The organism is Galactobacter caseinivorans (assembly GCF_003640665.1).
Lineage (GTDB): Bacteria > Actinomycetota > Actinomycetes > Actinomycetales > Micrococcaceae > Galactobacter > Galactobacter caseinivorans.
The window spans coordinates 215,126-240,666 of sequence record NZ_QQXL01000006.1; the positions used below are offsets into that span (position 1 = coordinate 215,126).

At 69.5% G+C, this 25,541-nt stretch carries 18 protein-coding genes; 4 read left to right on the forward strand and 14 right to left on the reverse strand.

All coding sequences use genetic code 11. The features are described 5' to 3' along the window. Window positions 1-116: 116 nt before the first annotated feature. The 8 genes from DWQ67_RS10940 to DWQ67_RS10975 all read right to left on the reverse strand — a co-directional run bounded on the left by DWQ67_RS10940 (window position 117) and on the right by DWQ67_RS10975 (window position 15,903). A complete protein-coding gene (locus DWQ67_RS10940; RefSeq protein WP_121485640.1) occupies window positions 117-2,417 on the reverse strand; it encodes a hypothetical protein in 2,301 nt (766 codons plus the stop codon). Beyond that, window positions 2,414-5,848 carry a hypothetical protein gene (locus tag DWQ67_RS10945; RefSeq protein WP_121485641.1) on the reverse strand — a complete coding sequence of 1,145 codons (3,435 nt, stop codon included), beginning with the start codon at window positions 5,846-5,848 and terminating at the stop codon, window positions 2,414-2,416. The genes DWQ67_RS10940 and DWQ67_RS10945 overlap by 4 nt, the downstream gene beginning before the upstream one ends. Window positions 5,849-6,115: 267 nt before the next feature. Continuing rightward, window positions 6,116-9,454, reverse strand: coding sequence for a hypothetical protein (locus DWQ67_RS10950; protein WP_121485642.1), 3,339 nt, complete (start codon window positions 9,452-9,454; stop codon window positions 6,116-6,118). Then, on the reverse strand, window positions 9,451-10,863 hold the full coding sequence (locus tag DWQ67_RS10955) for an SWIM zinc finger family protein (protein WP_199712689.1): 1,413 nt from the start codon (window positions 10,861-10,863) through the stop codon (window positions 9,451-9,453). Before DWQ67_RS10955 ends, DWQ67_RS10950 begins: the two co-directional genes overlap by 4 nt. A 621-nt stretch (window positions 10,864-11,484) precedes the next feature. Beyond that, window positions 11,485-12,408 (reverse strand): NAD(P)-dependent oxidoreductase, encoded by a 924-nt coding sequence (locus tag DWQ67_RS10960; RefSeq protein WP_121485643.1) that lies wholly within the window; start codon window positions 12,406-12,408, stop codon window positions 11,485-11,487. A 45-nt stretch (window positions 12,409-12,453) separates the two neighbouring features. Then, complete coding sequence (locus DWQ67_RS10965) at window positions 12,454-13,230, reverse strand: enoyl-CoA hydratase/isomerase family protein (RefSeq protein ID WP_158595438.1); 777 nt, start codon at window positions 13,228-13,230, stop codon at window positions 12,454-12,456. Then, a complete protein-coding gene (locus tag DWQ67_RS10970) occupies window positions 13,227-14,399 on the reverse strand; it encodes a CaiB/BaiF CoA transferase family protein (RefSeq protein WP_158595439.1) in 1,173 nt (390 codons plus the stop codon). The genes DWQ67_RS10965 and DWQ67_RS10970 overlap by 4 nt, the downstream gene beginning before the upstream one ends. A 64-nt stretch (window positions 14,400-14,463) precedes the next feature. Further along, window positions 14,464-15,903: an SLC13 family permease gene (locus tag DWQ67_RS10975; protein ID WP_121485646.1), complete on the reverse strand. Its 1,440-nt coding sequence runs from the start codon at window positions 15,901-15,903 to the stop codon at window positions 14,464-14,466. Window positions 15,904-16,039: 136 nt separating this feature from the next. Here DWQ67_RS10975 and DWQ67_RS10980 point away from each other — a divergent pair, with 136 nt between their 5' ends. Next, complete coding sequence (locus tag DWQ67_RS10980; protein WP_121485647.1) at window positions 16,040-16,792, forward strand: IclR family transcriptional regulator; 753 nt, start codon at window positions 16,040-16,042, stop codon at window positions 16,790-16,792. Between the two features lie 7 nt (window positions 16,793-16,799). Here the strand turns inward: DWQ67_RS10980 and DWQ67_RS10985 are convergent, their stop codons facing one another. Continuing rightward, entirely contained in the window at window positions 16,800-17,558 is a 759-nt protein-coding gene (locus DWQ67_RS10985; RefSeq protein ID WP_158595440.1) for a DsbA family oxidoreductase, read from the reverse strand. Between the two features lie 224 nt (window positions 17,559-17,782). Here DWQ67_RS10985 and aroD point away from each other — a divergent pair, with 224 nt between their 5' ends. Further along, entirely contained in the window at window positions 17,783-18,640 is an 858-nt protein-coding gene (gene aroD / locus DWQ67_RS10990; protein WP_121485649.1) for a type I 3-dehydroquinate dehydratase, read from the forward strand. Between the two features lie 67 nt (window positions 18,641-18,707). Continuing rightward, window positions 18,708-20,174: an ABC transporter permease gene (locus tag DWQ67_RS10995; RefSeq protein ID WP_121485650.1), complete on the forward strand. Its 1,467-nt coding sequence runs from the start codon at window positions 18,708-18,710 to the stop codon at window positions 20,172-20,174. Here DWQ67_RS10995 and DWQ67_RS11000 read toward each other — a convergent pair. Further along, window positions 20,156-20,698, reverse strand: a complete 543-nt coding sequence (locus DWQ67_RS11000) for a LytR C-terminal domain-containing protein (RefSeq protein WP_158595441.1) — start codon at window positions 20,696-20,698, stop codon at window positions 20,156-20,158. The genes DWQ67_RS10995 and DWQ67_RS11000 overlap by 19 nt on opposite strands. 103 nt (window positions 20,699-20,801) lie before the next feature. Further along, on the reverse strand, window positions 20,802-21,125 hold the full coding sequence (locus DWQ67_RS11005) for a type II toxin-antitoxin system VapB family antitoxin (protein ID WP_121485652.1): 324 nt from the start codon (window positions 21,123-21,125) through the stop codon (window positions 20,802-20,804). A 295-nt stretch (window positions 21,126-21,420) separates the two neighbouring features. Between DWQ67_RS11005 and DWQ67_RS11010 the strand changes: the two genes are divergently transcribed. After that, complete coding sequence (locus tag DWQ67_RS11010) at window positions 21,421-22,476, forward strand: isopenicillin N synthase family dioxygenase (protein ID WP_121485653.1); 1,056 nt, start codon at window positions 21,421-21,423, stop codon at window positions 22,474-22,476. A gap of 145 nt (window positions 22,477-22,621) precedes the next feature. Here DWQ67_RS11010 and DWQ67_RS11015 read toward each other — a convergent pair whose 3' ends face one another. From DWQ67_RS11015 to DWQ67_RS11025, 3 genes are all read right to left on the reverse strand, one after another. Then, window positions 22,622-23,272 carry a DUF4282 domain-containing protein gene (locus tag DWQ67_RS11015; protein WP_158595442.1) on the reverse strand — a complete coding sequence of 217 codons (651 nt, stop codon included), beginning with the start codon at window positions 23,270-23,272 and terminating at the stop codon, window positions 22,622-22,624. A gap of 122 nt (window positions 23,273-23,394) precedes the next feature. After that, window positions 23,395-24,693 carry a zf-HC2 domain-containing protein gene (locus DWQ67_RS11020; RefSeq protein WP_158595443.1) on the reverse strand — a complete coding sequence of 433 codons (1,299 nt, stop codon included), beginning with the start codon at window positions 24,691-24,693 and terminating at the stop codon, window positions 23,395-23,397. Next, window positions 24,650-25,222 carry an RNA polymerase sigma factor gene (locus DWQ67_RS11025; RefSeq protein WP_121485656.1) on the reverse strand — a complete coding sequence of 191 codons (573 nt, stop codon included), beginning with the start codon at window positions 25,220-25,222 and terminating at the stop codon, window positions 24,650-24,652. The genes DWQ67_RS11020 and DWQ67_RS11025 overlap by 44 nt, the downstream gene beginning before the upstream one ends. Between the last annotated feature and the right edge of the window lie 319 nt (window positions 25,223-25,541).

A 25,541-nucleotide genomic window follows, 5' to 3' on the forward strand; every position in this document is an offset into this window, starting at 1 on the left:
CTTGATTCAAGGTTTTGCGCTGAAGCTGTCTGGAGGTGGATGCCCGCTGCTCACGCTGCTCCCGCCGGCTAAGCATAGGCCGCCCGCCAGGTCTGCGAGCCCACCCGCTCACCCGCTCACCCGCCGTCGGACACCCCGGGCACCTCCGCTGACACCTCGACCAACACGGCCACTGCCTCCCGGGCCGCGCGGACCGCCGCGGCTGATCCGCCTTTCGCCGCCACGGCCCGCAGGCCCGGAACCCGGAGCGCCTCCGGCCCCACCAGGCCCGCCCGGACCGCCTCGGCGGCGTCCGGCGCCAGGTCCGCCATGGCGTCGGCCAGTTGCGCCGTCCCGGGATACAGGCGCGATGCTCCCGCGGAATCGAGCAGGAGCGCGTCAAGAAATCCCCAGGAGTAGGCCGCGGCGCCGCGCTCGGCGACGTCCAGGAGCACGCGCGACAGAGCGGCCAGGGACGCACGCCCGTGCGGCAACCAGTCGATCAAAGCCAAGTCGAACGCGCCGGGACGCAACAGCCCGCGGGACCACGCGTCGTCGAGCGCTTGGCCCAACTCGGCCGCTCGCGACCCCGGCGCCAAGCGCGCCAGCGCCACCAGATTGCTCGCGGTGCCGGGGCTCAGTGGCGTGGCGCGCCGCACCGCCTGCTCCCAGAGAGGCACCATCTCCCACGTGCTCGAGTAGCCTGACGTGGCCGTCACGGCATCAGACCAGCGCGGAAAAAGCGAGCCGACCACGTGGCCCGTTCCCGCGAAGAGAAGCGGCGCGGTCTGAGGGAAGCCGCGCAACGACTCGGGCCACGTCGCGTGCCCCGGCCAGAGCCGTTCGTAGCCGGCGTGAGGGACCAGCGGCGGTTCCTGCACCGGATCCTCCAGATAGTGCAGCGCCCGCTGCCCCACCCGCATGGGGATCTGGGCGTCGCCGGAATCCACAAGCACCGCAGATGCCTCCAGCGCCGCGCGCTCAGCCGCGCCCACCGTCGCCGGATCCAGCCGTGTGAGCGCCATCATCACGTCGTTGGGTTCCGCACTCAGCCCCTTCCGCTGGTACAGGTCAAGGTTCGCCAACAGATCCGCTGCAGTAATACTCAGGTCAACGGTGGAGGGCGTGGACAGCAGCAGCGGGACGCGCCCCAACCCCTGGATCACCACCCGATTGCGTTCGTTGACCACGTCCGGCTCCGGCCGCCACACGGCCAGCGGCGAGGCCCGAACAGTCGCGAGCTCAGTCAGTTCCCGGAGCTCGCTGACCTCCGACCTTGCGAAGCCCCGGAGACCACTCAGCGGCACTGCCGGGTCCGTGTGCGCCAACTCCACCAGGTCTGCCAGGAAGCGTTCGGTGATCGCGTCGCCGCCGAATCGCTGCCGGTGATGCAGCATCCCAGCCAGTTCGGTGAGGCGCTGCACGGAGGCCGGCCCCTCGCGCAGCGGCGGCGGCGTCCACACATCGGGGGTGGGCCGCCAGCGCCCGCGGCTGCCCCGCTCCGGTTGCCGCGGCGGTGGCGCGTCAAGCCCCCAGGCGGCCAAGAGCGTGGCGGCAGCGCTGGCGAGCGGCCCGGAACCCTCAACCAACGGCTCGACGGCGCTCGCCACGTCCCGCGCGATGCCTGCCTCCGGGCGCGGCCGGGCCAGCAGTGCCGCGAGCACGGCGCGCTGCGCCTTCTTAGTGCGGGCCACGAGCCCGGGGACGGCGACGTCCGGGAGGTCCTGCTCGGGGACAATGGCAATGAGGCGTGGCACCAACGTCTCCACGATCTGGCCCTCGCCGATGCTGATGACGCCAGCCAGCTGCGCTGCGGCTTGCAGCAATTCCGCGTCGGAGAGGGCGAGCTGGCCCGGGTCGGTGCCCGCGAGCAGCTGGAGCCAGACGAGCCGGTCGCCGGGGCGCTGCGCGGCGTCCAGCGAGGCCAAGACGTACGCGCGGGCCCGCGCGCGATCGGTCCGATTTTCGCGGAGGAGCCACGACAACAGTCGGGGCAGTTCTGGGAGAGGGGGCGACTGCTCGGCGATGCCGGAATGGACCGCCGCCCAGAAGAGCGCATCGGCGCGGGCTGTGAGGTACGGGAAGAACTCGCGGCGAGTCTGGGCCTGCTGGATCCACTTTTGGGGCACCGGCCGCAACGCGGCGGGGTCCGTTTCTCCCCTGGCGCTCAGCTCTTGTCGCCTCTCCTGCTCCAACACGTCCCGCAGACAGGCGCCGGTGAGCATCACCCAGTCGCGCAGCACCTCCGGGCCCAGGTCCTCCACCGGCAGGCGGTGGTGTTCCACGAGGAATAGCGCGGTGGCTGCCTGCACAGAGGGCACGGACTCCCACACACGGCGGCTGGGTTGACACTCCTCCGCAGCAAAGCGCGCGGCGAAGCTGGGGCCGCGTGCCACCAACTCCGCGAGCTTCAGATCCCCCTCGACGTCCCCGCTCATGCCAAGGCCGCCTGCTGAGTCGGGGCCTCCGGTGGGGCCAGGGCCTCCACCAGGGCACGGGCCTTGGTCAGGGCCGCGCTCTTGCCTGGGCGGGCCGCCAGCTCCGCGAGCCCGGGCCAGTCCGCGGGCATGAGCCCGCGACGAGCAGCCTCCGCCAGGACCGGGGCCGAATCCAACGCAACATCCAGCACCCCGTTGAGCCAGCGCGGCGACGCCCCCTGCCCCGATGCTGCTTGGCCGGACGCCGCACGGACCGCCTCCGTCAGGATGGGCCACAACGCGGGCAACAAGCCCGGCAGCTTCGCGAGCGAACCGGCCATCCGCGCCGGGCTCAGCGCATCGGCTGGGAACGGCTCACCGCCCACGGGATTGAACAGATCCCTGGCCGCATGTTGCACGCGCTGCGCACCCAGATAGCCGCCGCGCACCAGGTCCTCCACGGTTTCCCTTCCTACCAAGCCCCAGTCCCCGGGCCGCGCCAGATCACCAACAGCCAGGGTGCACAGACTCTGCGGCAGTTCTACGCTCTTGCCTCGCAGTGGGTACTCGCGAGCCACCAGCCGAGTATCGCCCTTGAGCCACACCAACCACAAAGTCAATCCGCCCTCCCGCTTCCCGTCGGAGTCGGCCGACAACTGGCTGACTCCGCAGCCCAGGCCGGCAGGCTCACCCAGCGTCCACTCCGTACTTTTCACGCGGTAGCGATGCTCGTCCCCCGGCAGATCCAGCACAAAGACGACGCCGGCGGCCGTGATCTGTCGAGGCACGCTCAGGGCGCTGACCACTACTCCGTCGTGGAGCACAGCGGGATCGGCTATGCCATCTGGCCACGCCGCGGCAAAGCCGGCTGCGCTCGGCGCCGGCGCAGGCCCGGTGGCCAGCGCCACCGAGCCCGCCACCGGAACCGCGCCAACCGCCGTCGGGCCGTGTCCTTCAGGCAGAAGTCTCAGCGCCTCTTGTGCGCCCAGCACCGCCTGGGATTGGTCTGGCCGCGCGGCCAGCAAACGCAGGCCGGGAACGTCCAGCACGGTCGGCGGCGCGGCGCCAGACTCCACCGCGGTCCGCACTGAGGGCGCCAGACGGCGCATGGCGCCCGCCACGGCAGAGAGGCCGTTGGCCAATTTTCGACTCGACGCTCCCCACCCGCAGAGCTGGTCCAGGAGCGGCCAGAGGACCGGCAGCAATCCGTCCTCCGCAGCCTCCAACCAGGCGTCGACCACAGCGCGCAACTGGCTCGGCGTTCCTTCCCAGTCAAAAAAATCCACGGAGGCGACGCCAGGAACCAACAGCCCACGTTCCCACGCCAAGCGGGCTGCTTCGAACTGCACCTCGCGTTCGGAGGGCACCTTTCGCCTGAGCCCGGTGAGCAGATTCATGGCCAGGCCGGGTGTCAGCGGCCTGCTTCTGCGCGCCACTTGAAGCCAGAGCGCGGCCGGGATGTCCTCGGGAGCCTCGCGATCCAGGGACACCCGCAGGCTTGGGCCCACGGCGTCTCCCCAGGTGGGAAAGATGGACAGCGTGGCGCCTCTCCAGTCCTTTCCCAGCCCGCGCGGTAGGGTCCGCAGCGCGCGCAACGACGCCGGCCCCTTGGCCCCGCGCCACAGCCATTGCCCGCGCCTCGGCGCCGGGAGAAGGGCCGGCTCCTGAGCCGCATCTTCCAGGTAAGCCAGCACGACGTCGGCGGCGTTGGTCCCGCTGTTCGGATCGCCTTGCCACGTCATCAGTGGCAGATCAAGGGCGGCCAAACGCGCGCGCAGCTGAGGCAGATCGCTGGCGGGTTCCAGGCGCGTGAGGGCCAGGGTCAGGTCCGACTCGAGTGCGCCCAACCCGGCTTCCTGGAGGATCTCCAATCCGGCCGTCAGGTCCGCCAAGTCCACCCGCAGATCCTCCCAGCTGGGCGCCGAGAGAATCACAGGGCTCAGGCCCAAGCGACCTGCCACATTTCCCGTGCGGCGCTCATCCAGCGGATCGCTTCCTCTGTCATGACGCGCCCGTCCGTGTTTGACCCAGCGGGCCACATCATCCAGCCCAGGACGGCGCCACTCGTGCCACCGGACAAGGGAATGCACCAGGTCGTGGATCCGCTCAGGTTCGCTCAGTGCCAACGCGTTGGCCAGCGCAAGGAATCGCTCCACCGCCAGGTCAACGAAGCCCTCTTCCCGGTCCAGCAGGGGAAGCGCGGCCGCGGTCAGAGCGTCCAGAGAGGCCTCGCCAAAGTCGACGCGGGGCACGGTCCATAGCTGCGGGGTGGCAGGCCAGGCGAACTCAGCGGCGGCGGGGCGCCCGGCGACGGCGTCCGCGTCCGGAACATCCCACACCTTGCTCAACGCATTCAGAGCCGCCGCCAGCTGGGTGGGTACCTGCCCCCACACCCGCAGACTCTCCAAACACTCCCTGGCCACTGCCGCCGGCGGGGCCGGACGCTTCCGCAGCTGGGCCAGCACGGCCTTGCGGGCCTTGAGCGTGGGCGTGCCGCTCAAAGCCACCAACAATTCCGGGAGGTCCTGGTCCGGCACCACCTTCAGCAAGGGAAGGCCCAGGGCCTCCACCACCGGAGCGTCCCCCACGGACAGCACCGGAATGATGCGGTCTCGGTTGGCCAACAGCTCTTGCCCCGACTCGGCCAGTTCTCTGGACAGGATCCCCGCCCACACCCGACGATCACTCGCCCGCACCGTCGCATCCAAGGCGACCAAGGCGGCGTCGAGCACCTCCTCGCGCTGCACCCAGCCTCGGCGCATCCCCTCCGCCACGGCCGGCCCAAAGCCGCGTGTCATCTGCCCAGCGAGCTGGCCGGTAAGCCGGACGTGCTCGGGGAATCTGGCCCGCAGCACGTCCTCTTCCACGGGTTCCTTGCCCGCGGTCCACCAGTCCGACGACTCGGCTGTGTCCAACCGCGCGGCCGCGTGAGCCCAGAAATCCTTGGTGTATTCCTCGGTGGGCGGGAGCTCCAGTCGGGAATCATGGACCCGCCGCAGAACGTGCCCGCCAAAGATGGTTGGGGCGTCCCGTGAAGGCCGCCGCGAGTCGTCCAAGAAACTGCACACGTACTCCCACTCGGCCGCTGGGCCACGTTCGGTGACGAGGTCGGCGGCCGCCCACCACCCCAGCGCCTGCTGGCTCCGGCCGAACTCATCATCGGCATACGGAGACGGAACGTCGACCAGGTCAGCGACCACTGCGACCGGGAGCCCAACCCTCGCTGCATACACCGCAAGCACCGCCTCGTTGGCCGGTGTGTGGGCAATAGCGGGGTCGTCGAAGTGGCTAAAGTCGTACCACTCTCCGCGGGCCAGCAACGCTTTCACTGTGCGGCGCTGCTCGGGATCCCCCAGCGGCAAGGTGAGCGCCTGCTCTACCGTGACCCTGTCCCATCCCAGCTCCCTCAGAACGGCATGGGCGGGCCATTCGCTGTGGGGCTGCGTGCTCACGACGAGCCCACTCGGTTGCTGTTCTGCGCCATGACCTGACCCTAGGGGACGCGGTGCGGGCTTCCAAGGACCAGCGGCACAGGAGCCAGGTTCATGGATCCCCCGGGTTTGCGTGGATCCCCTGCCTATCCGACAGGGGATCCACGCAAACCCGGGGGAATCGCACGAACCCGGGGGATGTGCACCGGGTTTTGGACGAGTGACCGGACGTTGTTCGGGTGCACGGCGAAAACCCGGTGGAAAATGGCGGGCCCCGGTGAGCGCCGTTTAGGCCAGGGCCTCCACCAGGGCACGGGCCTTGGTCAGGGCCGCGCTCTTGCCTGGGCGGGCCGCCAGTTCCGCGAGCCCGGGCCAGTCCGCGGGCATGAGCCCGCGACGAGCAGCCTCCGCCAGGACCGGGGCCAAGTCCAACGCAACATCCAGCACCCCGTTGAGCCAGCGCGGCGCCTTCTCTTGGCCGGACGCCGCACGGACCGCCTCCGTCAGGATGGGCCACAACGCAGGCAGCAAGCCCGGCAGCTTCGCGAGCGAACCGGCCATCCGCGCCGGGCTGAGGGAGTCCGCGTGGAACGCCACGCCGTCGGCCGGATTGAAGAGCAGACGGGCAGCGCCCTGAACCCGTGTGGCACCCAAGAATCCCTCAGTCACCAGATTCCGGACGGAGCGCCTGGCGCCATCACCCCACTCACCGGGGTAGGCCAGGGTTCCGACGGCGATGGCGCACAGGCCCTGGGAATAGTCGGTCAGCTCGTCACGGTTCCACGCCTGGCGGGCCAGGAGCCGCCGGGATTCTTGGTCCCAGCCCAGTTCGTCCTTATACGTGTCCGTCTGCGATCCGTCCGAACCCGGGTCCAGCCGATCCACCCTGCAGCTCAAGTCATGCCCCAAGCGATGAGCGACGTTCGCGCTCACGCGATACCGGTGATCATCCCCCGGCAGGTCAAGAATCATGGCGGACTTCGAGGAAGAAATGAACCAGGGAGCGTCCACGCCGCTGATCAGCGCCCCATCCTCCAAGACGGGAGGATCCGCGATGCCCTCAGGCCAGTCCGCGGCGAACCTTTGTGCGTTCACCGCCGGAACGACAGCCACCGACGGCGCGTCGGGCAGGGTCTTCAACGCCTCCCGCGCCGCGAGAATCGCCTGAGACTTACCGGAACGCGCCGCCAACGCCCTCAGACCCGGCACGGCCAGGTCCGAAGCCTCTGCCGCACCGGAGTGCACGGCGCTCACCACGGACGGTGCCAAGCGGCGCATCGCCGCGGCCACCTCCCCTAGATCGCGAGGCATTCGACTGGACGCGGCCGCCCACGCACACAGCTGATCCAGCAGCGGCCACAGCACCGGGAGCAGCCCGTCCTCTGCCGCATCCACCCAGGACGTGGCCGTGGCGCCGGGCCGCAGCGGAGTGCCTACCCAGTCGATGTACTCCAGGGACGGCACGCCAGGGCGCAACAGCCCGCGCTCCCACGCCAGCTTGGCCGCATCAAAGTGGACCTCGCGTTCGCCCTGGTCGCTGCGTCGCAGCCCGGAGAGCAGATTGATGGCCAAACCAGGTGTGAGCGGCGCCTTGCGACGGGCCACTTGCTGCCAGGTGGCCGCCGGCACATTTTCCGGATCTTCGTTGGCCAGCCAGGCCATGGCGGGCCCCACAGCGTCTCCCCAGCTCGGATAAACGGCCAGGGTCCCCTGCTTCACGATCGAGCCCGCGCCCTTGAGCCGCTGCGTCACGCTGCGCAGCGAGGCCGGCACCTCCGCGCCGCTCCACACCCACGCTTCGCGCCGGTGCGCCGGGGTCAGGACCACCTCTTGCACCGGGTCGTCCACATACTCCAGCACGACGGCGGCCGCCCGGCTTTCGCTGCGAACCTCGCGATCCCAAGCCATCAACGGCAGATCAAGCGCGGCCAGACGCGCACGCAGTTCCGGCGCATCGCTGGCCGGCTCCAGCCGGGTCAGCGCCAACACCAGGTCCGCCTCGAAGGCGGCCATCCCTGCCGCCTGCAGCTCCTCCAATCGCGCGGTCAGGTCCGCCAGGTCCACCCGGAGGTCATCCCAACTTGGCTCCGACAGGATCACCGGGCTCAGGCCAAGATGGCCGGCCACTTGCACGGTTCGGCGGAAATCCAGCGGATCCAGGTCCGAGTCCGGGTTGGGCGACTTTGAGGCGGCCCAATCGGCCACCTCTTCAAGCCCTGCCCGGTACTCCATCTCTCTGTTCCAGGACAGGGATCTCATCAGCCCGCGGACCTGATCCGGGTCAACTCTGGCCATCCGGTTGGCCAGGGATAGGAAGCGCTCCGTCGCCAGATCCGTGACTTCGTGGTTCCCCCGCAAGAGCGAGGCCGCGACTTCGCTGAGCGCGGCCAGCGTGGGCTCGCCAAAGTCCGTGCGCGGCACGCTCCAGAGCGGCGGTGTGGCCGGCCAAGCGAACTCTGCGCTCTCCTCGTCCTGAGGCTCCGGGTCTGCCTCTGGATCGTCGAGGAGTCCCCAGGCGCCACGCAGCGACTCCAGCGCCACCGCGACCGGGGCGTGCTCCTGCCCCCACGGCTCCAGAATCTGCACACATTCCCGCCCCACCTCACCGGCAGGCACTGACCGCTTGCGCAGCGCCGCCACCACGGCCTTGCGGGCCTTCAGGGTGGCGGCCGCGGTCACCGCCAGCAGCGCCTCGGGAAGGTCAGGGTCCTCCACTGCCAGGATCAGCGGAATACCCAGGGCCTCCACGACCGGCGCATCCCCCACGCTCAGCGAGGCGATGATCCGGTCGCGGTGTGCCTGCAGTTCCGGCGCCGTCATGACCAGATCGTCGGAGAGCAGTGTTGTCCACACCTTTCGATCGGCGGGCCGCACCGCCGTGTCCATGGCGACCAAAGCGGCGTCGAGCACCTCCTGGCGCGGAACCCAACCCCGGCGCATGGCCTCCACCACCGCCGTGGCAAACGGCCCCGTGACCTGCACGCCGAGCTGGCCGGTCAGGCGAACATGCTCACTGAATCTGGCGCGCAACACCGCCTCCGGCAACGGTTCCTTCACCACGTCCCACGGATACACCTTTCCGACCGCATCCAAACGCGCTCCGACATGCGCCCAAAAGTCCTTGGTGTACTCCACCGTGTCCGGAAGATCCAGGGCGGAATCATGGATACGTTGCAGGATCAACGCCGCGTGACGGCTGGCTCCAAAGGTGGATGAGCGCCCGAAATCTCCCCAGAATCCCTGCAGAAAATCGGCCTCTGCCGCGGGGCTCCGAGCGGCCATCAGATCCGCGGTGACCCGCCACGCCTGCTCAACTTCTTCCTGGGGCCTACTGGCATTCGGGTCCTGGTTCGGGAGCAACAGGAGGGAGGCAACCCGCGCGCCGGGAAGTCCTAACCGCGCGGCATACATCGCCAAAATGTCCGTGTTCTCTAACGTGTTCTCGTCAGGTTCCTCCACCTCGGAACCCAGCTGATACCAGCCATTGCGAGAGAGCGCCGCCCGCACGATGCGACGCTGCGTGGCGTCCCCCAACGGGAGCGTAGCCACGTCGGCTGCAGCGCCCGTCCACCCCAATTCCCTCAGAACCACCAGCGCGGCCTTGGCCTCCTGCGACAACTCCCTCACAACTGCACCCTTCCTTCCGTCGCGCCGCCTGCCGCTCCCACTTCGTCCGCCTCATCCGGGGCGTCCGGCACCGACGGATCCCCGTCCCGCACCAGAATCACGGCCAGCTGATGCTTGCATGGCCCCCGGTGAGTGCCGTGCTTCAGCACCCACTGGCAGGTGCAGCGCGGCAGCGCGCCGCCCGCCTCGGGGCGCACCCGATACGTCACCCCGGAGCTTTTGACATCCCACTCCGCGTCCCGCCCCGGAACCGGGCTCACCGCACCGGCCTCCACGAGCTTGCGCGCGCCCACCAGCCGCGGATTGTCCTTGAGCACCCGATCCGGATCATCCGGCAGCTCGCGATGGAACCACGCCGCATCGTGCACGTCCCAGCCCACCCGCCCGCTAGCAGCGAGCACGGCGAGCGCACCGCGCACACGGTCCGGGGAGAGCCCGGATTCCCGGGCGAGTTTGCCCTCATCCAGCACCGGCTCAAAGGCGAGGGACACGCTCACCAGGTCCGCGTCGTCGAGCACCGTTGAACTCGCCAGCCCCAGCAACAGCGCGCCCTCGCCCGAGTGCCCGCGCCAGGCCTCCTCGGTGAGGCCAAGGAACAGGGAGCCACCCGGGAGCAACAGCTCGACGGCGGCCACGCCGGCGGATCCGTCCGCCGGGCCAAAGGCCCGCAACCCCTGCGCGTGCGTGAGCAGGCGGCGCATGGCGCTGAGGCGATGCAGCCCGTTGATGTAGACGGCGCCGGGCGACGCTCGCAGCGCCACCCGCAGGCCCGAACGCCCCGGCGTGAGCCAACCGGAGCGGTTCGTGGCGCTCACGGAGGGAAGCTGGCCGATGAACGCGCGCGCCGCGGCCTGGTTCACCTCAAAGGCCTGGACCATTCCGTGGTGCATTCCGGCGGCGTTGCCGAGCGCGCGGATCCAGCGATCCGGCATCTGCACGGGCCTCTCCACGGCGGTCTGGCCGGTGGTGACGGCGCGCAACCCGTCGCTGCCCACGTCCAGGTGCAGTGCCTCTGACCTGCCCACGCCGCTGAGCAGGGTCCGCATGCTGGGCCCCACGTCCACATTGGTGGTGCCGTGGCCAATTTCGCCGCCATCCAGCCCGGCCTGCGTCACGTTCAACCGCGCGTAAACGCCGTTGCAGGCCGAAAACACCTCCGCCCGGAGCCGGTCGCCGTGGGCGGTGAGGACCGGGTCCCGCAGCACGGTGGGCACGTACTTGAAGTAGCGCGTCGCCGTAATGTCCGCGAGCGTGACCAGCCCGCGGGCCAACACCTGCGGGTGCGTGGCGAAGCCGTGGAAGAAGCTGGGCGAGAGGTCGTTACCCGCGGGCGTGAGGGCAGGGGCCAGCGCGAGGCCGAGCCCCTCCGAGCTCACGGCCGACTCCCTCACGTAGGTGCGCAGAGACATGAATCGACCCTAGGTGACGTGGCCGACACTTTAAAGCGAACGGCGTGGGCGGGGCCGGGCGGCGGGCGGCGGCGGGCGGCGGGCGGCGGGACCACGGATCCCCCGGGTTTACGAGGATCCCCCGTCGGATAGACAAGGGATCTACGAGAACCCGGGGGATCTGCGGAAGCACAGAGGATCTCCACCAGGTTCTGGGCGTACGACCGAACATTGGTCGGGTACACGGCGAGAACCCGGTGGAAAATGGCGAGCCACCGGCGCCCCCCTGCCCGACGGCGGGCGGCGGCGGCGGCGGGCGGCGGCGGGGCCAAGGATCCCCCGGGTTTACGAGGATCCCCTGTCGGATAGACAGGGGATCTACGAGAACCCGGGGGATCTGCGGAAGCACAGCGGATCTCCACCAGGTTTTGGGCGTACGACCGAACATTGGTCGGGTACACGGCGAGAATCCGGTGGAAAATGGCCCACCCCCTGCCCGACGGCGCGTGGCCGGGGCTGGCGGGGCCGGGTGCCCGACGGCGTGCGGCCGGGGCTGGCGGGACGGCGTGCGGCCGGGACTGGCGGGCGGCGGGGCGGCGCGCGGCCGGGGTCGGCGGGCGGCACGGGCCGGCGCACGCCCCCTTAGTACCCCGCCTCCGCGTCCACCACGCCCTCCAGCTCCTCCCCAGCCCCGAAGCGCCGCAGGTTAGAAACGAAGCGCGCGGCCAGCAGCGGCTGGATCATCTCCAGGGTGTCCGCCACATGCGGCGTGATCAGCGCGCGCGGCTCCTCCCAGAGCGGGTGCCCGTCCGGCAGCGGCTCGGGGTCGGTGACGTCCAGCCCGGCGCCCAGAATGCGGCCCGCGCGCAGCGCCTGCACCAGCGCGTCCGTGTCCACCAGGCCGCCGCGCGCGATGTTCACGAACGCCGCCCCAGACGTCATCAGCCCAAACTGCTCCGCGCCGAACATGGCGCGCGTGCCGGGAGTGAGTGCGGCGGCGACCACCACGACGTCCGCGTGCGGCAGCAGCGAGTCCAGTTCCGCGGCAGGAACTGTGTTCCTTGCCCCGGCCGCCGGGGCGTCCGTGCGCCGCACCACGTCAACGTTCATGCGGAAGCCGTTGAGCAGGCGCACGATCTCCAGCCCCACCCCACCGGCCCCCACCACCACGGCATTGAGCCCGAACAGCGACGTCCCATAGGACGGCCCCCAGCTGCGGGCGGCGCCGCGCTCCTTGAGCCCGCGCAAGATCGCGAGCGTGAGCGCCAGCGCGTGCTCCGCCACCGGCTCCGCGTAGGCGCCCTTGGCGCTGGTCCACTGCAGCTCCGGGTGCGCGGCGAGCGCACCCTTGTACGCCTCGATCCCGGCGGTGGGCAGTTGCACCCAACGGATCGACGGCGTGCGCTCAAGCACCTGGGCCAGCCCCGCGGCGTCGTTCTGGTGGTCAAGAACCAGCGCCTCCGGCGACTTCTCCAAGCTCACTAACTGGCCGCCACCCTCCGCGATCGCGTCGAAGAGGAACTGATTCTGCGTGCCATAGACGGCGACGCGCGGCGCAGGTGACATGGTGATTCTTCCCGTCGGGGACGTGGGCTTCTGATGGCACCCTAGTCACTGACGGCGCCAGGTGAACTGTGGCGATTCCTTCCGCGCAAAGGCGTCGGTTCCGAGCGCCAGGTCCTCGGACCCCGCCAGCGCGGCCCAGTACCGGGCAAAGTTGCCGTCCGGGCCTGCGCTGATGGGCTCCTCGGCCAGCAGGCACCCGACCGCCGCCTGGGTGAAGTCGGAGCGGTCCCGCAGCCGCGCGCACCACCCGGCCGCAGCGGCGTCGAACTCTGAGGCAGGGACGACCTGGGTGACCAGCCCCCAGGCCTCCGCCCGAGCGGAACTGACCTCATCCCCGGTGAAGAGCAGGTACCGGGCGCGGTCCAGCCCCACGCGGCGGGCCAGCAATCGCACGCCGGGCTCCGGCAGGATCAGCCCCAGCTTGGCGGGGGTGATGGCCACCCGCACGTCCTGGGCTGCCAGGCTCATGTCTGCGGACGCCGCGAGCTGCCACGCCCCGCCCATGCACACCCCTCGCAGCAGCGCGAGCGTGGGCACCCGCACCCGCGCCAACGCACGACAGGCGGCGGTGAGTAGCCCACCATCCGGCGCTCCGAGCAGGGCCTCCTCAAGGTGATCTATCGCCACGCCGGCGCTGAAATCCGCGCCATGCCCGCGCACCGCGAGCACCCGCACAGCCGGGTCCGCGTCGAGGCGCTCACAGTCGCGAATGAGCGCGCGCAGCGTCGCGGGCGTGAGCGCGTTGCGCCGCCCGGGATCGTTGATGGTGACGGTGGCAATACCCTGCTCGACGACGCTGGTGAGAGTAGGTGCCTGGCTCACGATTCCTCCCGCTTGGCTAGGGCGGCCAGGACCGCGTCGGTGTCCTGGCCCAGCAGCGGCGGTGCGGACCTCACGGCCAGCGGCGTGCCATCCACGCTGAGTTGGCTGCGCACTACCGGCACGTCGCCGCGTGTCTGTGAGGACGCCCCGACCACCAGGCCAAGGGCCTTGGCCTGTTCGGTGGCGAAGAGTTGCACGTAGTCAAGGACTGGCCCGCACGGGATGCCGCGGCCGGAGAGCTCCGCAATCCAGTGCTCGGCGGGGCGCTCCCGGAGGGCCGCGCTGAGCAGGGGGAGCAGAGCGGCCCGGTGCACGGTGCGCGCCTCCCCCGTGGCGAAGCGTGCGTCGCGAACCAGTTCCTCGCGCCCCACCGCCTGGCAGAGCTCCTCCCAATGTCGCTGCGTTGAGGCCGCAAGGACCATCGACTCGGTGGCGGTGGGAAAGAGGCCGTAGGGCGTGATGCTGGGGTGGTCGTTGCCATGGGGCACGGCCGCCTCTCCGGTCACGATCGCCGACTGGCCCTGGAAGACGGACAGTGCGGCCGCCGTCTCGAACAGCGAGGTGGAAACCCGCCGAGCCTCCCCGCCGCGCTCGCGCCCCACGAGCAGCGCCACGGCACCGAGGGCCGCGCTCAACCCGGACGTGATGTCCACGATGGGCAGTCCCACGCGGTACGTCTTGGCTGGGTTCCCGGACACCCCCGGCTCCCCCTGGGCCCCCGTGACGGAGGTGATGCCACCCACCGCCTGAATCACCTGATCCAGGCCGGGTAGTTCCCGCCATGGCCCGGTCTGCCCATAGGCATTGATCTCCACGTGGATCAGCTCCGGGTTTAACTCGCGCAGGCGCTCCGGGCCGTAGCCCATGGCCGCGAGCGTGCCGAACTTGAAGTTCTCTACTAAGAGGTCCGCGGTGGCGAGCAGTGCGTCAAGAACGGCCCGGCCGGCGTCGGTATAGAGGTCAATCACCACGGAGCGCTTGGAGCGATTGACTGAGTCAAAGTAGAGGCTGTTTCCCTGGTGGAACGGCGGCCAGGAGCGCGAGGGATCCCCCTTGGGGGTCTCGAGTTTGATCACCTCCGCACCCAGATCCGCCAGCAACGAGGTGGCGTAGGGCCCGGCAAGGGCACGGCTGAGGTCTATGACGCGGATGCCGTCGAGGGGAAGCATGGTCTCTCCTAACAAGCGAAGGGTAGAACCGAAAAGTGAGGGTGGGCGCGGCCACATGACGCGGTCAGAGCATGGTCGGGACCACCAGGGCGCCCACCAGCGCTACCGGGCCAATCACGACCATGGACATGCCCCACTTGGTGAGCACCCCAAGCGCCCGGGGCTTGTCCTCTTCTTGCACGCTGGCCACCACGGTGGCGCCCACCGTGGAGAACGGCGAGAGGTCCACCACGGAGGAGCAGACACCCAGCGCGGCGATCACGGCCCAGCCGGCGATGTTCCCGTCCGCCACCAGCGGCAGGGCCAGCGGCACCAACGCGGCGAGCATGCCGGTGGTGGAAGCGAAGGCGGAGATGAGCGCCCCCACCAGGCAAATCAGGAACGCGGCGATCAGCGGAGATCCCAGGTGCGCGGCGGCCTCGCCCAGCATGTCCACCACACCCATGTGCTGCAGCACGCCAACAAAGGTGATGATGCCGCCGACCATCAGCACTGTTGACCAGTCAATCTTGGCCACGGCGCTCTTCCCGGCCACGGGATCAATCAGCGTCAGGACGGTCGCGAACGCAAAACACAGCACCCCAATATCCGGGTCAAGCCCCACCAGCGCCAGCACCACCACGGAGACAATCAGCCCACCCATACACAGCAGGGTCACCACTTGCTCCATCTTCAGTGGGGCCGGGCGTGAGCCCCGCCCCGCCGCCGCCGCGTCAGGCGACGCCGCGCTCTGAGCCGACCCTGCGGCGTCGCCCGGGGTAGTCATGCCCGACGCCGCGAGGGCGGAGGTCACGCGCGCATTGGCCGCGGCCAGGCCCTCGCGTTCAAAGGGGTGACCGGTGAGTGCGGGGCGCTGCGCCAGTTGCGGGCCGCGCCACCGTGCCGGCGCCGAGCCGCGCGTGCGGCGCCACAGATCGCGGCCGCCAAAGATGAGGTACGCGGCGATGATGAGCAGCACGTTGAAGGCGAAGGCCACCGCGAAGAGCACCAGTGGATTCAGGTCGATGTCCACAGAGTGGGCCGTGCCGTAGGTGACGATGCCAAAGAGTGAGGTCGGCGCGAACCCACCGGCGGAGACGCCGGAGCAGATGCTGATGCCCATCAGGAGCGGGTCGATGGCGTACTTGCGCGCCAGCGGCATGCCGATGGGGACCATGACCAGGCCGGCCAGCGGTGCGCCCATCGCGGAGATGCCGGTGGTGATGAGGAAAAACACGAACGGAAGGGCGAATGCGCGATCGCCCACGCGGCGGATGGCCGCGTCCACGATCCGGTCCACCGTGCCGTTGTCTTGCGCAATGGCAAAGAAGTACGTCACGCCCACCAGCAGCACAAGGATGGAGATGGGGAAGCCCTCCACCACCTCGGAGAGCTTCATCCCTGCGAGCCAGATGCCCACCCCGGCGGCTGCGGCAAACATCATCACGCCGAGGTGCACCTTGCGCAGGGTGGCAAGGGCGAATACCGCGACAAAGAGCGCCAGGGCTATCACTTGCTGGGTCATGATCGGCCTTCCTACGTGTGGTTCACGTGGTGAACCACTGGTTCATTCTTGCGAATTGAAGGTAAGGTAGATCACAGCCGCAGGGGACGCAAGAGCATCGTGAGGGGAATCTTGACCCTCGGAAGTGGAGGGGCGCATGGCAACGCAAAGCGTCGTGACGGCCATTCGCTGCCTTGAGTGCATCGCCGAGCACGGCAACATTGGCCTCTCGGAACTGGCCCGCAACACCGGACTCTCCAAGGCCACGCTGCTGCGCGCGCTGGCCACGCTGGAGGAATTGCGGTGGGTTCAGCAGTCGGCACCGCCGCTGTCCACCTGGTCACTCACGGTGCACGCGCACCGCGTCACGTCCCAAGGACAGGTGGGCTCAACCTTGCGAGAGGCCGCGATGGCGCAGCTGAACGGCCTGCAGTTGGACACGGGAGAGACCATTCACCTGTGCCAGCCGGACGGCGAAGTGCTGGTGGTCACCGAGCGCCTTGACTCATCCCACGCACTGCGCGCCTTCCTGGCGTTGGGCACGCGCATCCCCCTGCACGCCTCTGGCACCGGGTTGGCGTACCTGTCCGCGCAGAAGGAGGACTGGGTGCGCCGCTACCTAGACGGGCCGCTGGAGCGCCGGACCAGATTGTCCCTGGCCGAGCCCACAGAGGTGTGGGCGGAGCTGGCAGCCATCAGGGCGCGCGGCTACTCCGTGAACGAGGAGGGCCTCAGCCCAGGCATTACCTCCCTGGGTGCGCCCGTCCGCGACGCCGCAGGGGAGGCCGTGGCGGCCATCTCCATCTCCGGGCCCACCTCCCGCATCACGCCGGCGCGCTTTGAGGACTACGGCACAGCCGTGCGCGAATGCGCCGGGCGGATCAGCGCGGCCCTCGGCTACCGCGGCTGACGGGCGATCAGCAGCCGTTGGGGCCGCAGGTCTCGCCATCCTGACCCACAGCGCCGCCAAGAGGGGCCAGCTTGGGCTGAGGGTTCAGCTCGTCAAAGACCTGAGTGAGGGCCTGGGAGAACACCTCCTCCGGCTGGGCACCAGAGACGCCGTAGCGGTTATCGATCACGTAAAACGGCACGCCGGAGATGCCCAGGCGTGAGGCCTGCGAGATGTCCTCAGAGACCTCGGCACGGAAGGCCTCCGGATCCGCGAGCACCGCATCTGTCAGGTCTTGGGGAAGGCCGGCCGCGAGCACCACGGCGCGGAGCTGCTCCGGATCACCCACGTCCTTGCCCTGCTCAAAGTAGGCGGAGAAGAGCGCGTCCACGACCTGGGCCTGCACCCCGGCACCGGCGGCGGCCTGGATGAGGCGGTGCGCGGTGAAGGTGTTGGACGGGACGGCGGAGGCCTCGTCAAAGTGAATGCCGAGCTCAGACCCCATGTTCTGCAGGTGCTCCTGAGCCGCGCGCAGCTTCTCCGGATCCATGCCGCGGCTGGCCAGGTACTCGGGCTGGGTCATGGTGGAGCGCTCCGGCGCATTCGGATCCAGCTGGAAGGAGTGGAAGCGCACGTCCACGTCCTCCTTGAAGGGCAGGTCCTTCAGGACCTTGTCGAAGCGGCGCTCGCCCACCAGGCACCAGGGGCACGCCACATCCAGCCAAATGTCCACGCCAAGGCGGCGCGGCCCCTCGGTGGAGGCATCGGCGGAGGGCACGGTTGGCATCGGAGTCTCACTCATACCCTGGGCAACCGGCCGCCGGGCCGCGCTATTCCCGCTGACGCCGGGTCGGTGATGTGGCTCGCGCCACGGCAGGACAGCGCGACGGCGCAAAGACCCAAGGCACGACGGCGCGACGGCGCGACGGCGCGACGCGGTGTGCGCGGTTCGCCGCCGGTCGGGAACAATGGGGGGCACACCCTCAGGACCCCGCCAGCACAGGAGCGATCGTGGAGACACCCAGCACCGGCCCCGCGCACTCCCCCGCCCAACGCACCGGATCCACCGAGCCACACCAACCCAACCGCCCTGCCGACTCGGGCTGGCCCACCGAGCCCACCCCAGGCGTCGTGCGCATTGCGGGCGTGGAACTGGGCGCTGGCCGCCCCAAGATTGTGGTGCCGCTGATGCCCCGCGCGTCCTCGGAGGTGGCCGCGGCGGTCGCGGCGCTGCACGGCCAGCCCGTGGACGTGATCGAGTGGCGGGTGGATCACGTCACCGATCCCGAGCGCGCGGCGGCCGTGGGCGTGGCCCTGCGCACCGAGACGGGCCTGCCGGTGCTGATGACCTACCGCACAGATCGCGAGGGCGGCCAGGGCACGTTGGCAGATGCCGACTACGCCGCGTTGCTGCGGCGCCTGCTGCGACTGGATCTGGCGGATGCAGTGGACGTGGAGTACCGGCGCGATCCGGTGGCCGTCGCCTCGGTGGTGAACGCCGCTCATGCGGCGGGGCTGCCGGTAATCACCTCTTTCCACGACTTTGATTCGACGCCGGATCTCGAGTCGCTGCTCGGCACGCTGCGGGAGCAGGCCGCGTCCGGCGGGGACGTGTTGAAGATGGCGGTCACCCCCCGTACGGCACTGGACGTCGCCACGCTGCTGACCGCCTCCGCCACGGCCGCGAGCCACCTGCCCCAGCACCCCCTGATCAGCATCTCCATGGGTTCCCTTGGGCTCGTGAGCCGGGTGGCCGCGGAAACCTTTGGCTCCTGTGCCACGTTTGCCTCCGTGGGAGAGTCCTCTGCCCCCGGGCAGCTTCCGGCGGCCACGCTCGCGCCGTTGCTCGGCCTGTTCTCCCGCGACTAGCCAGCAGGTCCCGGGGCCGCCGGGCGGCCGGACTGCCGGGCACACCCTGGGAGTACCCTGAACTCCTATGGCACACGCGGAACAAGAACCTCAGACCAGCACCCCGGGCGCCCCTCAGGACGCCCCCGGAACCACCGCCGCGGCGGAGGTGGTGCATACGCCGCCGCAGAAAAAGTCCACGTATCGCCGTTGGTTTGGCACCTTGAATCCCTCACTGCAGCTGGTCTTGCTGCAGCTGTGGATGCCGGTCTTCATGGCCGTGATGTTTGTGGTGTGTTACGTGGGCGCGTTCCAGCACATTGCCCCGCACGATGTCCCTGTCGGGATCGTGGGCAGCGCCCAGGCCGCGCAGCCCTATCAGCAGATCGCGGATCAAAAAGCGCCGGGCGCCTTTGCCTTCAGCCAGGTGGCCACCGTGGAAGAGGCCAAGGAGAAGGTCCGTTCCGGTGAGTTCGGGGTGGCCTATGACCGCCCCAGCAACACCCTCATCGTGGCCGGCGCGCACCAGGCGCAGGCCGCCACGCTGTTGCCCACCCTTGTGACGCCGCTTCTGGGGGCGGATACCCCACCCAAGCACCAGGACATTGCCCCGCTCCCCGCGGGAGACATCGGCATGACACCCATGTACCTGATGCTCGCCTGGTGCATCTCCGGCTACTTGGCCGCCATGTTCATTGGCCTCATGGGCGGCCCGCTCAGCCGTCGCGTGCGTTTTGGCGTGATCTTTGGCGTGGGCCTGGGCCTTTCTGGCCTGATGGCGCTGCTGGTGGATCCCGTCATCGGCGCCATTCACGGCCACTTCTGGGCCTTGTGGGGGTTGGGCTGGGTGTGGTCCTCCGCGATTGGCCTGGCCGTGAACGGCCTCTCCTACTTCTGCGGGCGCTTCATCGCCGCACCGGCCATGACCATCTTCATCTTCCTCTCCATCCCCTCCTCCGGCGCCGCCTTGCCGCAGTGGCTCATGCCGGAGCCCTTCCGCTGGCTCAACCACGTGGTGGTGGGTTCCGGGATCACGGAGATGCTCAAGCGCATGGTTTACGACGTGGGCCCGGGTTACGGGCGCGGCTGGATCATGCTGGCCTGCTACGCGGTCTTTGGCCTGCTCCTGACGCTGGTGGGCAAGCGCTACTGGCAGCTGCGCCGCGTGCGCCGCATGCTGACCGGCCGCACCACCATGATGATGGACGCGCAGCGCGCCAGCGGCCGCGTCCACGAGCGCGAGACCGACTCGGTCTTGGCCTCCTTTGACCTTGCCAAGCGCGACGACGGCGCGATTGTCCGCGTGCCTGCGCACCCTCGCCACGGGGCCGGGTCTTCAGGCCACGAGCGGGCCGACGGCGCGCGGCAAGACAGCGCGCGGGCGGAAGCCGAGCGGGCGGACGGCGCGGCTCTCGCCGAGTCCATCGAGGAACCAAGTGGCCTGGGGATGTCCATGGGACGGCCGCTGGAGCACGAGCTACTCATGCGCCCGGACACCCGGCCAAACAGCCGGCCGGATACCCGTTCTGACGAGGATCAGCCCGAGAACACCTGACGCGAGCAGTCGAGGCGGCCTGGCGCGTGACTCACGCGTTTTTTGGACGTGAGCCCGTGGAAGCCATCGCCCAGGATGAGGTCAATGGAGCTCTCGCTGCGACCGGCCTGGATCACGATCTTGGCCCGGGGAAGCTGACGTTGCACGGCCAGGGCCTCCGCGGCTGAGTCCTGCCCGGCCACGATGAAGCCCTCCGCGGTGCTCACACGGTCCTCCAACTTGGCGTTGGCCACCGCGCCCTCCTGGAATCCCCGATCGCGCAGGGTCCGCGCCGTGGTGGCGCCGATTCCTTCGTGGATGCTCCCGTTATAGACGTTGACCTTGACCTGGTCAGCGTCGGCGGGTTGCACCATCTGCACCGGGCATACGACGCCGTCTCGGGCGCCCCACGAAGGATTCCAGAGGCCCGTCTTTTGCCAGGTGATGCCCAGTGCCACAGCGGCAAGGGAGAGCACCAGTAAAACAATCAGGATGATGCGGCGCATGCGCCGGGCACCGGCCGCGGCGACTGGATCAATCAGCACCGCCTCCGCTGGTCCAATGGGCGCCCCCGGGCTGACAAGCCCCACCGGCACGGCGGTCCCGTTCCGATCGGTCGGCCCGTTCTGATCGGTCGGCCCGGTCTGCTCAGCGGGCCCCACTGGCACCGCCCCGGGCATCCAGGTCCAGCACGCGGGCGTGCATGATGGAGCGGTGGTGCAGAGCGGTCCGGACGGCGCGGTGCAGCCCGTCCTCGAGGTAGTACTCGCCCTTGAAGAGCACCACATGGGGAAAGAGATCACCGTAGAAGGTGGAGTCCTCCGCCAGCAGCGCCGTGAGGTCAAGGGTGGCCTTGGTGGTCGTGAGATCTTCCAGGCGCACCTGCCGCGGCGGGGTGCCAGCCCAGTCGCGGGTGGTCACGAGGCCATGGTCCGGATATGGACGCCCCTCACCGACGGACTTGAAGATCATGAGTCAAGGTTACGTGGTTTGCGGCGCTGGCAGGTCTGCGCCGCCCGCGGCGAGTGCCCCCTCTGCGGAGAGTGCCCCCTGCGGCGAGTGTCACCTCCCCAGGCGCACGACGCCGCCCGGCGGATCCACCGGCTCCCTGTGTCACCCAGGCACCCCAGCCGGCCAAGCGCCGTCGGGCACCGTAGTGTCCTCCGGGCAGTGGACCGAGTCAAGGATTTGTCACGTTGGCTTAGCGGAACATCATCTATCGACACAGTTCTGCGAGTGTGACGCCGCGTGGGACCAACATGACAGCATGACGAATCTGACCGAGCCCACCGCAGCGGCACCCCGCTCGGAGCTTCCCGTCCTGGACCTTTCCACCGCCCGCGCGGCAGATGGCGGCTTCTCCCCCGCCTTCCTGGAGCAATTGCGCGACGCGGCCCACAACGTCGGCTTCTTCCAGCTCACCGGGTTTGGTGCTCGCCCCGAACAGGCGCAGGAACTGCTGGACATTGTGGGCGAGTTCTTCCGCCGCCCGCTAGAGGAGCGGATGGAACTGGACAACCGCGCCACGCCCACGTTCCGCGGCTACACCCGCCTGGGGGCCGAGGTCACCAAGGGGCGCGCTGACGCCCGCGAGCAGATTGACTACGGACCGGACCGCGAGCCCCCGGCCTCCGTGCCCGCCGGCTCCGAGTACATGAAACTGCAGGGGCACAACCGCTTCCCGGAGCAGTTCCCGGTGCTGGAGACCGTCGCCATGGACTGGGCCCAGCTCATGAGCGTGGTGGGCGCCGAGCTGCTGGCCGCCCTGACCGCTGCCCTCGGCCTGCCGGAGGATCACTTTGCCTCCGCCTTTGAACGCACCCCGGCGTGGATGGGCAAGCTGGTCCACTACGTCGGCGGCGATCAGGTGCCCGGCGCCGGCACGCAGGGCGTGGGCGCGCACGCGGATTACGGCTTTGTCACCCTGCTTTTGCAGGACTCCGTGGGTGGGCTGGAGGTGCAGCCGCACGGCCAGAGTGAGTGGATTGCGGTTCCCCCGGTGCCCGGCGCGCTGGTGGTCAATCTGGGCGAGATGCTGGAGGTCGCTACCAACGGCTACCTCATGGCCACCGTGCACCGCGTGACCTCCCCGCCGCCCGGCGTGGACCGCTACTCGGTGCCGTTCTTCTGGGCGCCTCGCCTTGACTCCACCGTGGATGCGGCGCAGCTCCCCGCGGAGTTGGCTGCCCAGGCGCGCGGCGTCAGCGACGACCCCAACAACCCGCTGCTGAGCAGCTACGGCGCCAACATGCTCAAGGGCTTCCTGCGCGCACACCCCGAGACGGCCGCGCGCCACTACTCGGAGCTGCTCTCCTCGCACTGACGCTTGGCCGGCTTCCGGCAGGCCGTGTTGCCGGGTGCCCGGCGGGCTGAGCTTTCGAATGCCCGACGACGCGGGGCCAGGTGGACTGTCCACCTGGCCCCGCGTCGTTGTTGCGTGAACGGACGCGACCGCTCAGTGGCTCTCTTTACTTCTCGGCGCGGTCCACCAGGATGGTGGTGTTCTGAGCCGTGCGAATCGTGGCGACCACAAACTCCAGCAGCACCCGCCACACCACCACGGTGATCAGTAGGCCAATGGCCCCGAAGAGCAACACGCCGAAGCCCACGGCCGGGCCCCTCAGGAAGGCCACGGCGGCGCCAAAGAGCAACGCCAGCGTGGAGACCACGATGGCGATGACGTACAGGACCCCAACGAATCTGGGCGTCACGAACTCGCGGAACTCCATGTCAAAGAGCGCCTGAAAGAAGTTGGGCCGGACGGCGCCCTGCGGCGGCTGCCCGTACGGGGAGGCCGGGCCGCCGAACGGCGCACCGTACCCGGGTCCACCCGGCCCGGCGGGTCCGGAGGGTCCGGAGGGTCCGGAGGGTCCGGAGGGTCCGGAGGGAAGCCCGGGACCCATCGCGGGGCCCTGGGAGCCCTGGTGGCCCGTGTAGCCCTGGTCCGGCTGCGCCGCGTAGGTGGGGTTCGTGCCATACGTTCCCTGCGGCGTCGACCCGTGGTCTGGAGCTCCCTGCGCAAAGGGGTTTGACTCCGGCGTCCTGCCATACCCGTCCGGGCGGTAGGGATCCTGCGGGGTGCCCTCGTCGGGACGGGGGTGCTGGCCGTGCTCGCTCATGCGTAAATCCTCCCAATAGTGCCGTCGACGCAGACGCGGTGGTGACTCATCCATCGGCCGCTCTCCCCGAGATACTGTCAGGAATTCCTCGCCGCGGGTACCACTTCGGGGGCAGGACCGGCTTAGGCGCAGGCGATCCAGGCGCGCGAGACGATCTGCCCCTCAACCGCCGGGGACTCCTTCTTGGGCTCCCCGCCCGCGGTCACGGAGAGCTGGTAGGTGCCGAACCGCAAATACTTCACTGTCTGCGCCCAGGTGCCGTCCGGCCGCACCTTGGCGACGTAGCGGCGCGTCTCCTTCCCCCACGGCGAGCACCACTTGGTGTAGCGGCCAGGCGTGACCTCAATGGTGACCATGCTGCCGACCGGCGCGGTGCCCTTGACCGTCACGGTGCCGGTGTAGGTCTCGATGCTGGGCAGTGTGAGCACCGGAGCCGCCCAGATGGGCGTCGGGGTCACAGTCGGGGTCACAGTCGGGGTCACGGTCGGAGTGACCGGAGGCGTGGTGGTGGGACTCGTGGGAGTCGACGTCGTTGGGGTGTGCTCGGTCGGTTCACTGGACGATGCCGACGTGGTCTTGGTCGACGGTCCGGGGTCTGGCGTCGGCTGGATGGTTGGTTCGGTCGTCGTCTCGGGCGCCGACGTGGGGCGGGGTACCACCGGGCTGGGCTCGGCGATACTGGACTCGGCGATACTGGGCACGGCGGGGCTGGACGCCAGCTCGTCCTGAGCGTCGGCGCGCGGCGGCACCACGGGCACCACGGGAGCGGGCACCAGCGCCGGCACGCTGACCTGCGCCGAACTGGCCGCCGGCGGCGCTGACTTGCGATCGGAAGGGCCAGCGGAAGGTGCGCTGGGGCGCTGAGGCGACGCCGCGGCGTCGGGCACCGAAGACTGGGGCTGCTGCGTCGAGGAGCCCGCCACAACCCGCGGGGAAGGCTCGGTGTGCGGGTTCACCGCATAGGCAACCACTGCGGTGGTCGCGGCGGCCGCCACGAGCGCGGCGCCCACCAGCCACAGCTGCGGACCTGCCACGGCTCCCAGCAGGGTCCCCGAGGACGCCGCCGACCCGGTGCCTGCAGAGGCACCGACGCTCGCGCCGACCCCGGCAGCGGCACCGGCTCCGGCCCATCCGCCGTACTTCGCGGCGGCCACCACGCCGAGCACGGCGGGCAGCAAAACGAATCCGAGCGAACGCGTCACCACGCGCAGCTCCTCAGACAAAATGCGGCAGTCAACGCAGCTTTCCAGGTGCCGATTGACCATGTCCTGCTCTTCGGCGCTGGCGGTCTCCGCGATAAACGCAGGAATGGCGGCGAGGCAGATGCGGCACTCGGCGGGCGCACCCACGGCCGCGACGTGCTGCGCAACCCACGCCTCACGCAGCGCCCGGCGCACCCACGGCCGCGACGTGCTGCGCAACCCACGCCTCACGCAGCGCCCGGCGCGCCCGGGTGGCCCGCGCGGAGACCGTGTTGGGCTTGAGGCCCAGCAGCAACGCGACCTCCCGCGGCTTGAGGCTTTCCACCTCCGTGTACCAAAGAATGGCCTGCGTCCGCTGCGGCAGGGACGCATAGGCGCTGGCCAGCACGCCCTGGCCCAGCTTGCGCTGAATCACCTGATCCGGCTGCTCAGCCGGGTCCTGCAGCTCCGCCGCACTGTCCAGGTCCGTGGTCCGCGGGTCCCTGAGGTCCTGCTTGGCCTGGTTGCGCACGATCGTGAAGTAATAGGGGCGGAAGGCGCCGGTGGGCCCACCCTGATTGCGCACCTGCTCGAGGACGCGAACAAAGGCCTCTGAGGCCAGCCCCTCGGGGTCCGTGACCCCGGGCTGCGCCGCAGCCGCGGTCACCCCGGAGCGATAGTGGCGCTTCCACAGCTCCGCGGCGGCAGGCGAATCCCCGTCATGCAAAAGGGCAAGCAGATCGTGGTCGCTAGCTCTGCGCAAAGACATGGATCACTCGGTTCGGGGGGACAGCGGGTGTATGGAGAAAGCGGACCACGCGGGGGGACACGTGGGTGATGCGTGGGGTGCATCTGAAGTTTTTGGTGGGTTCAGAAGCGTAGCCCCCAAGGCTAGTGCTCCGGCAATTCTACGGCGGCAGCTACGACACTTCTCAACCCATCCACCTACCAAGAGTGCATTTGGGCCAAAACGTGACACGGGCGGGTACTTTTTCTTGAAAGATATTTTGGAAGGGGGTTGCTGGTGCCGGCACAGCGCGGCCCAGGGGCGCCTGTGGACGCAGGCGGCACCGACCTCCGGGGCGCCC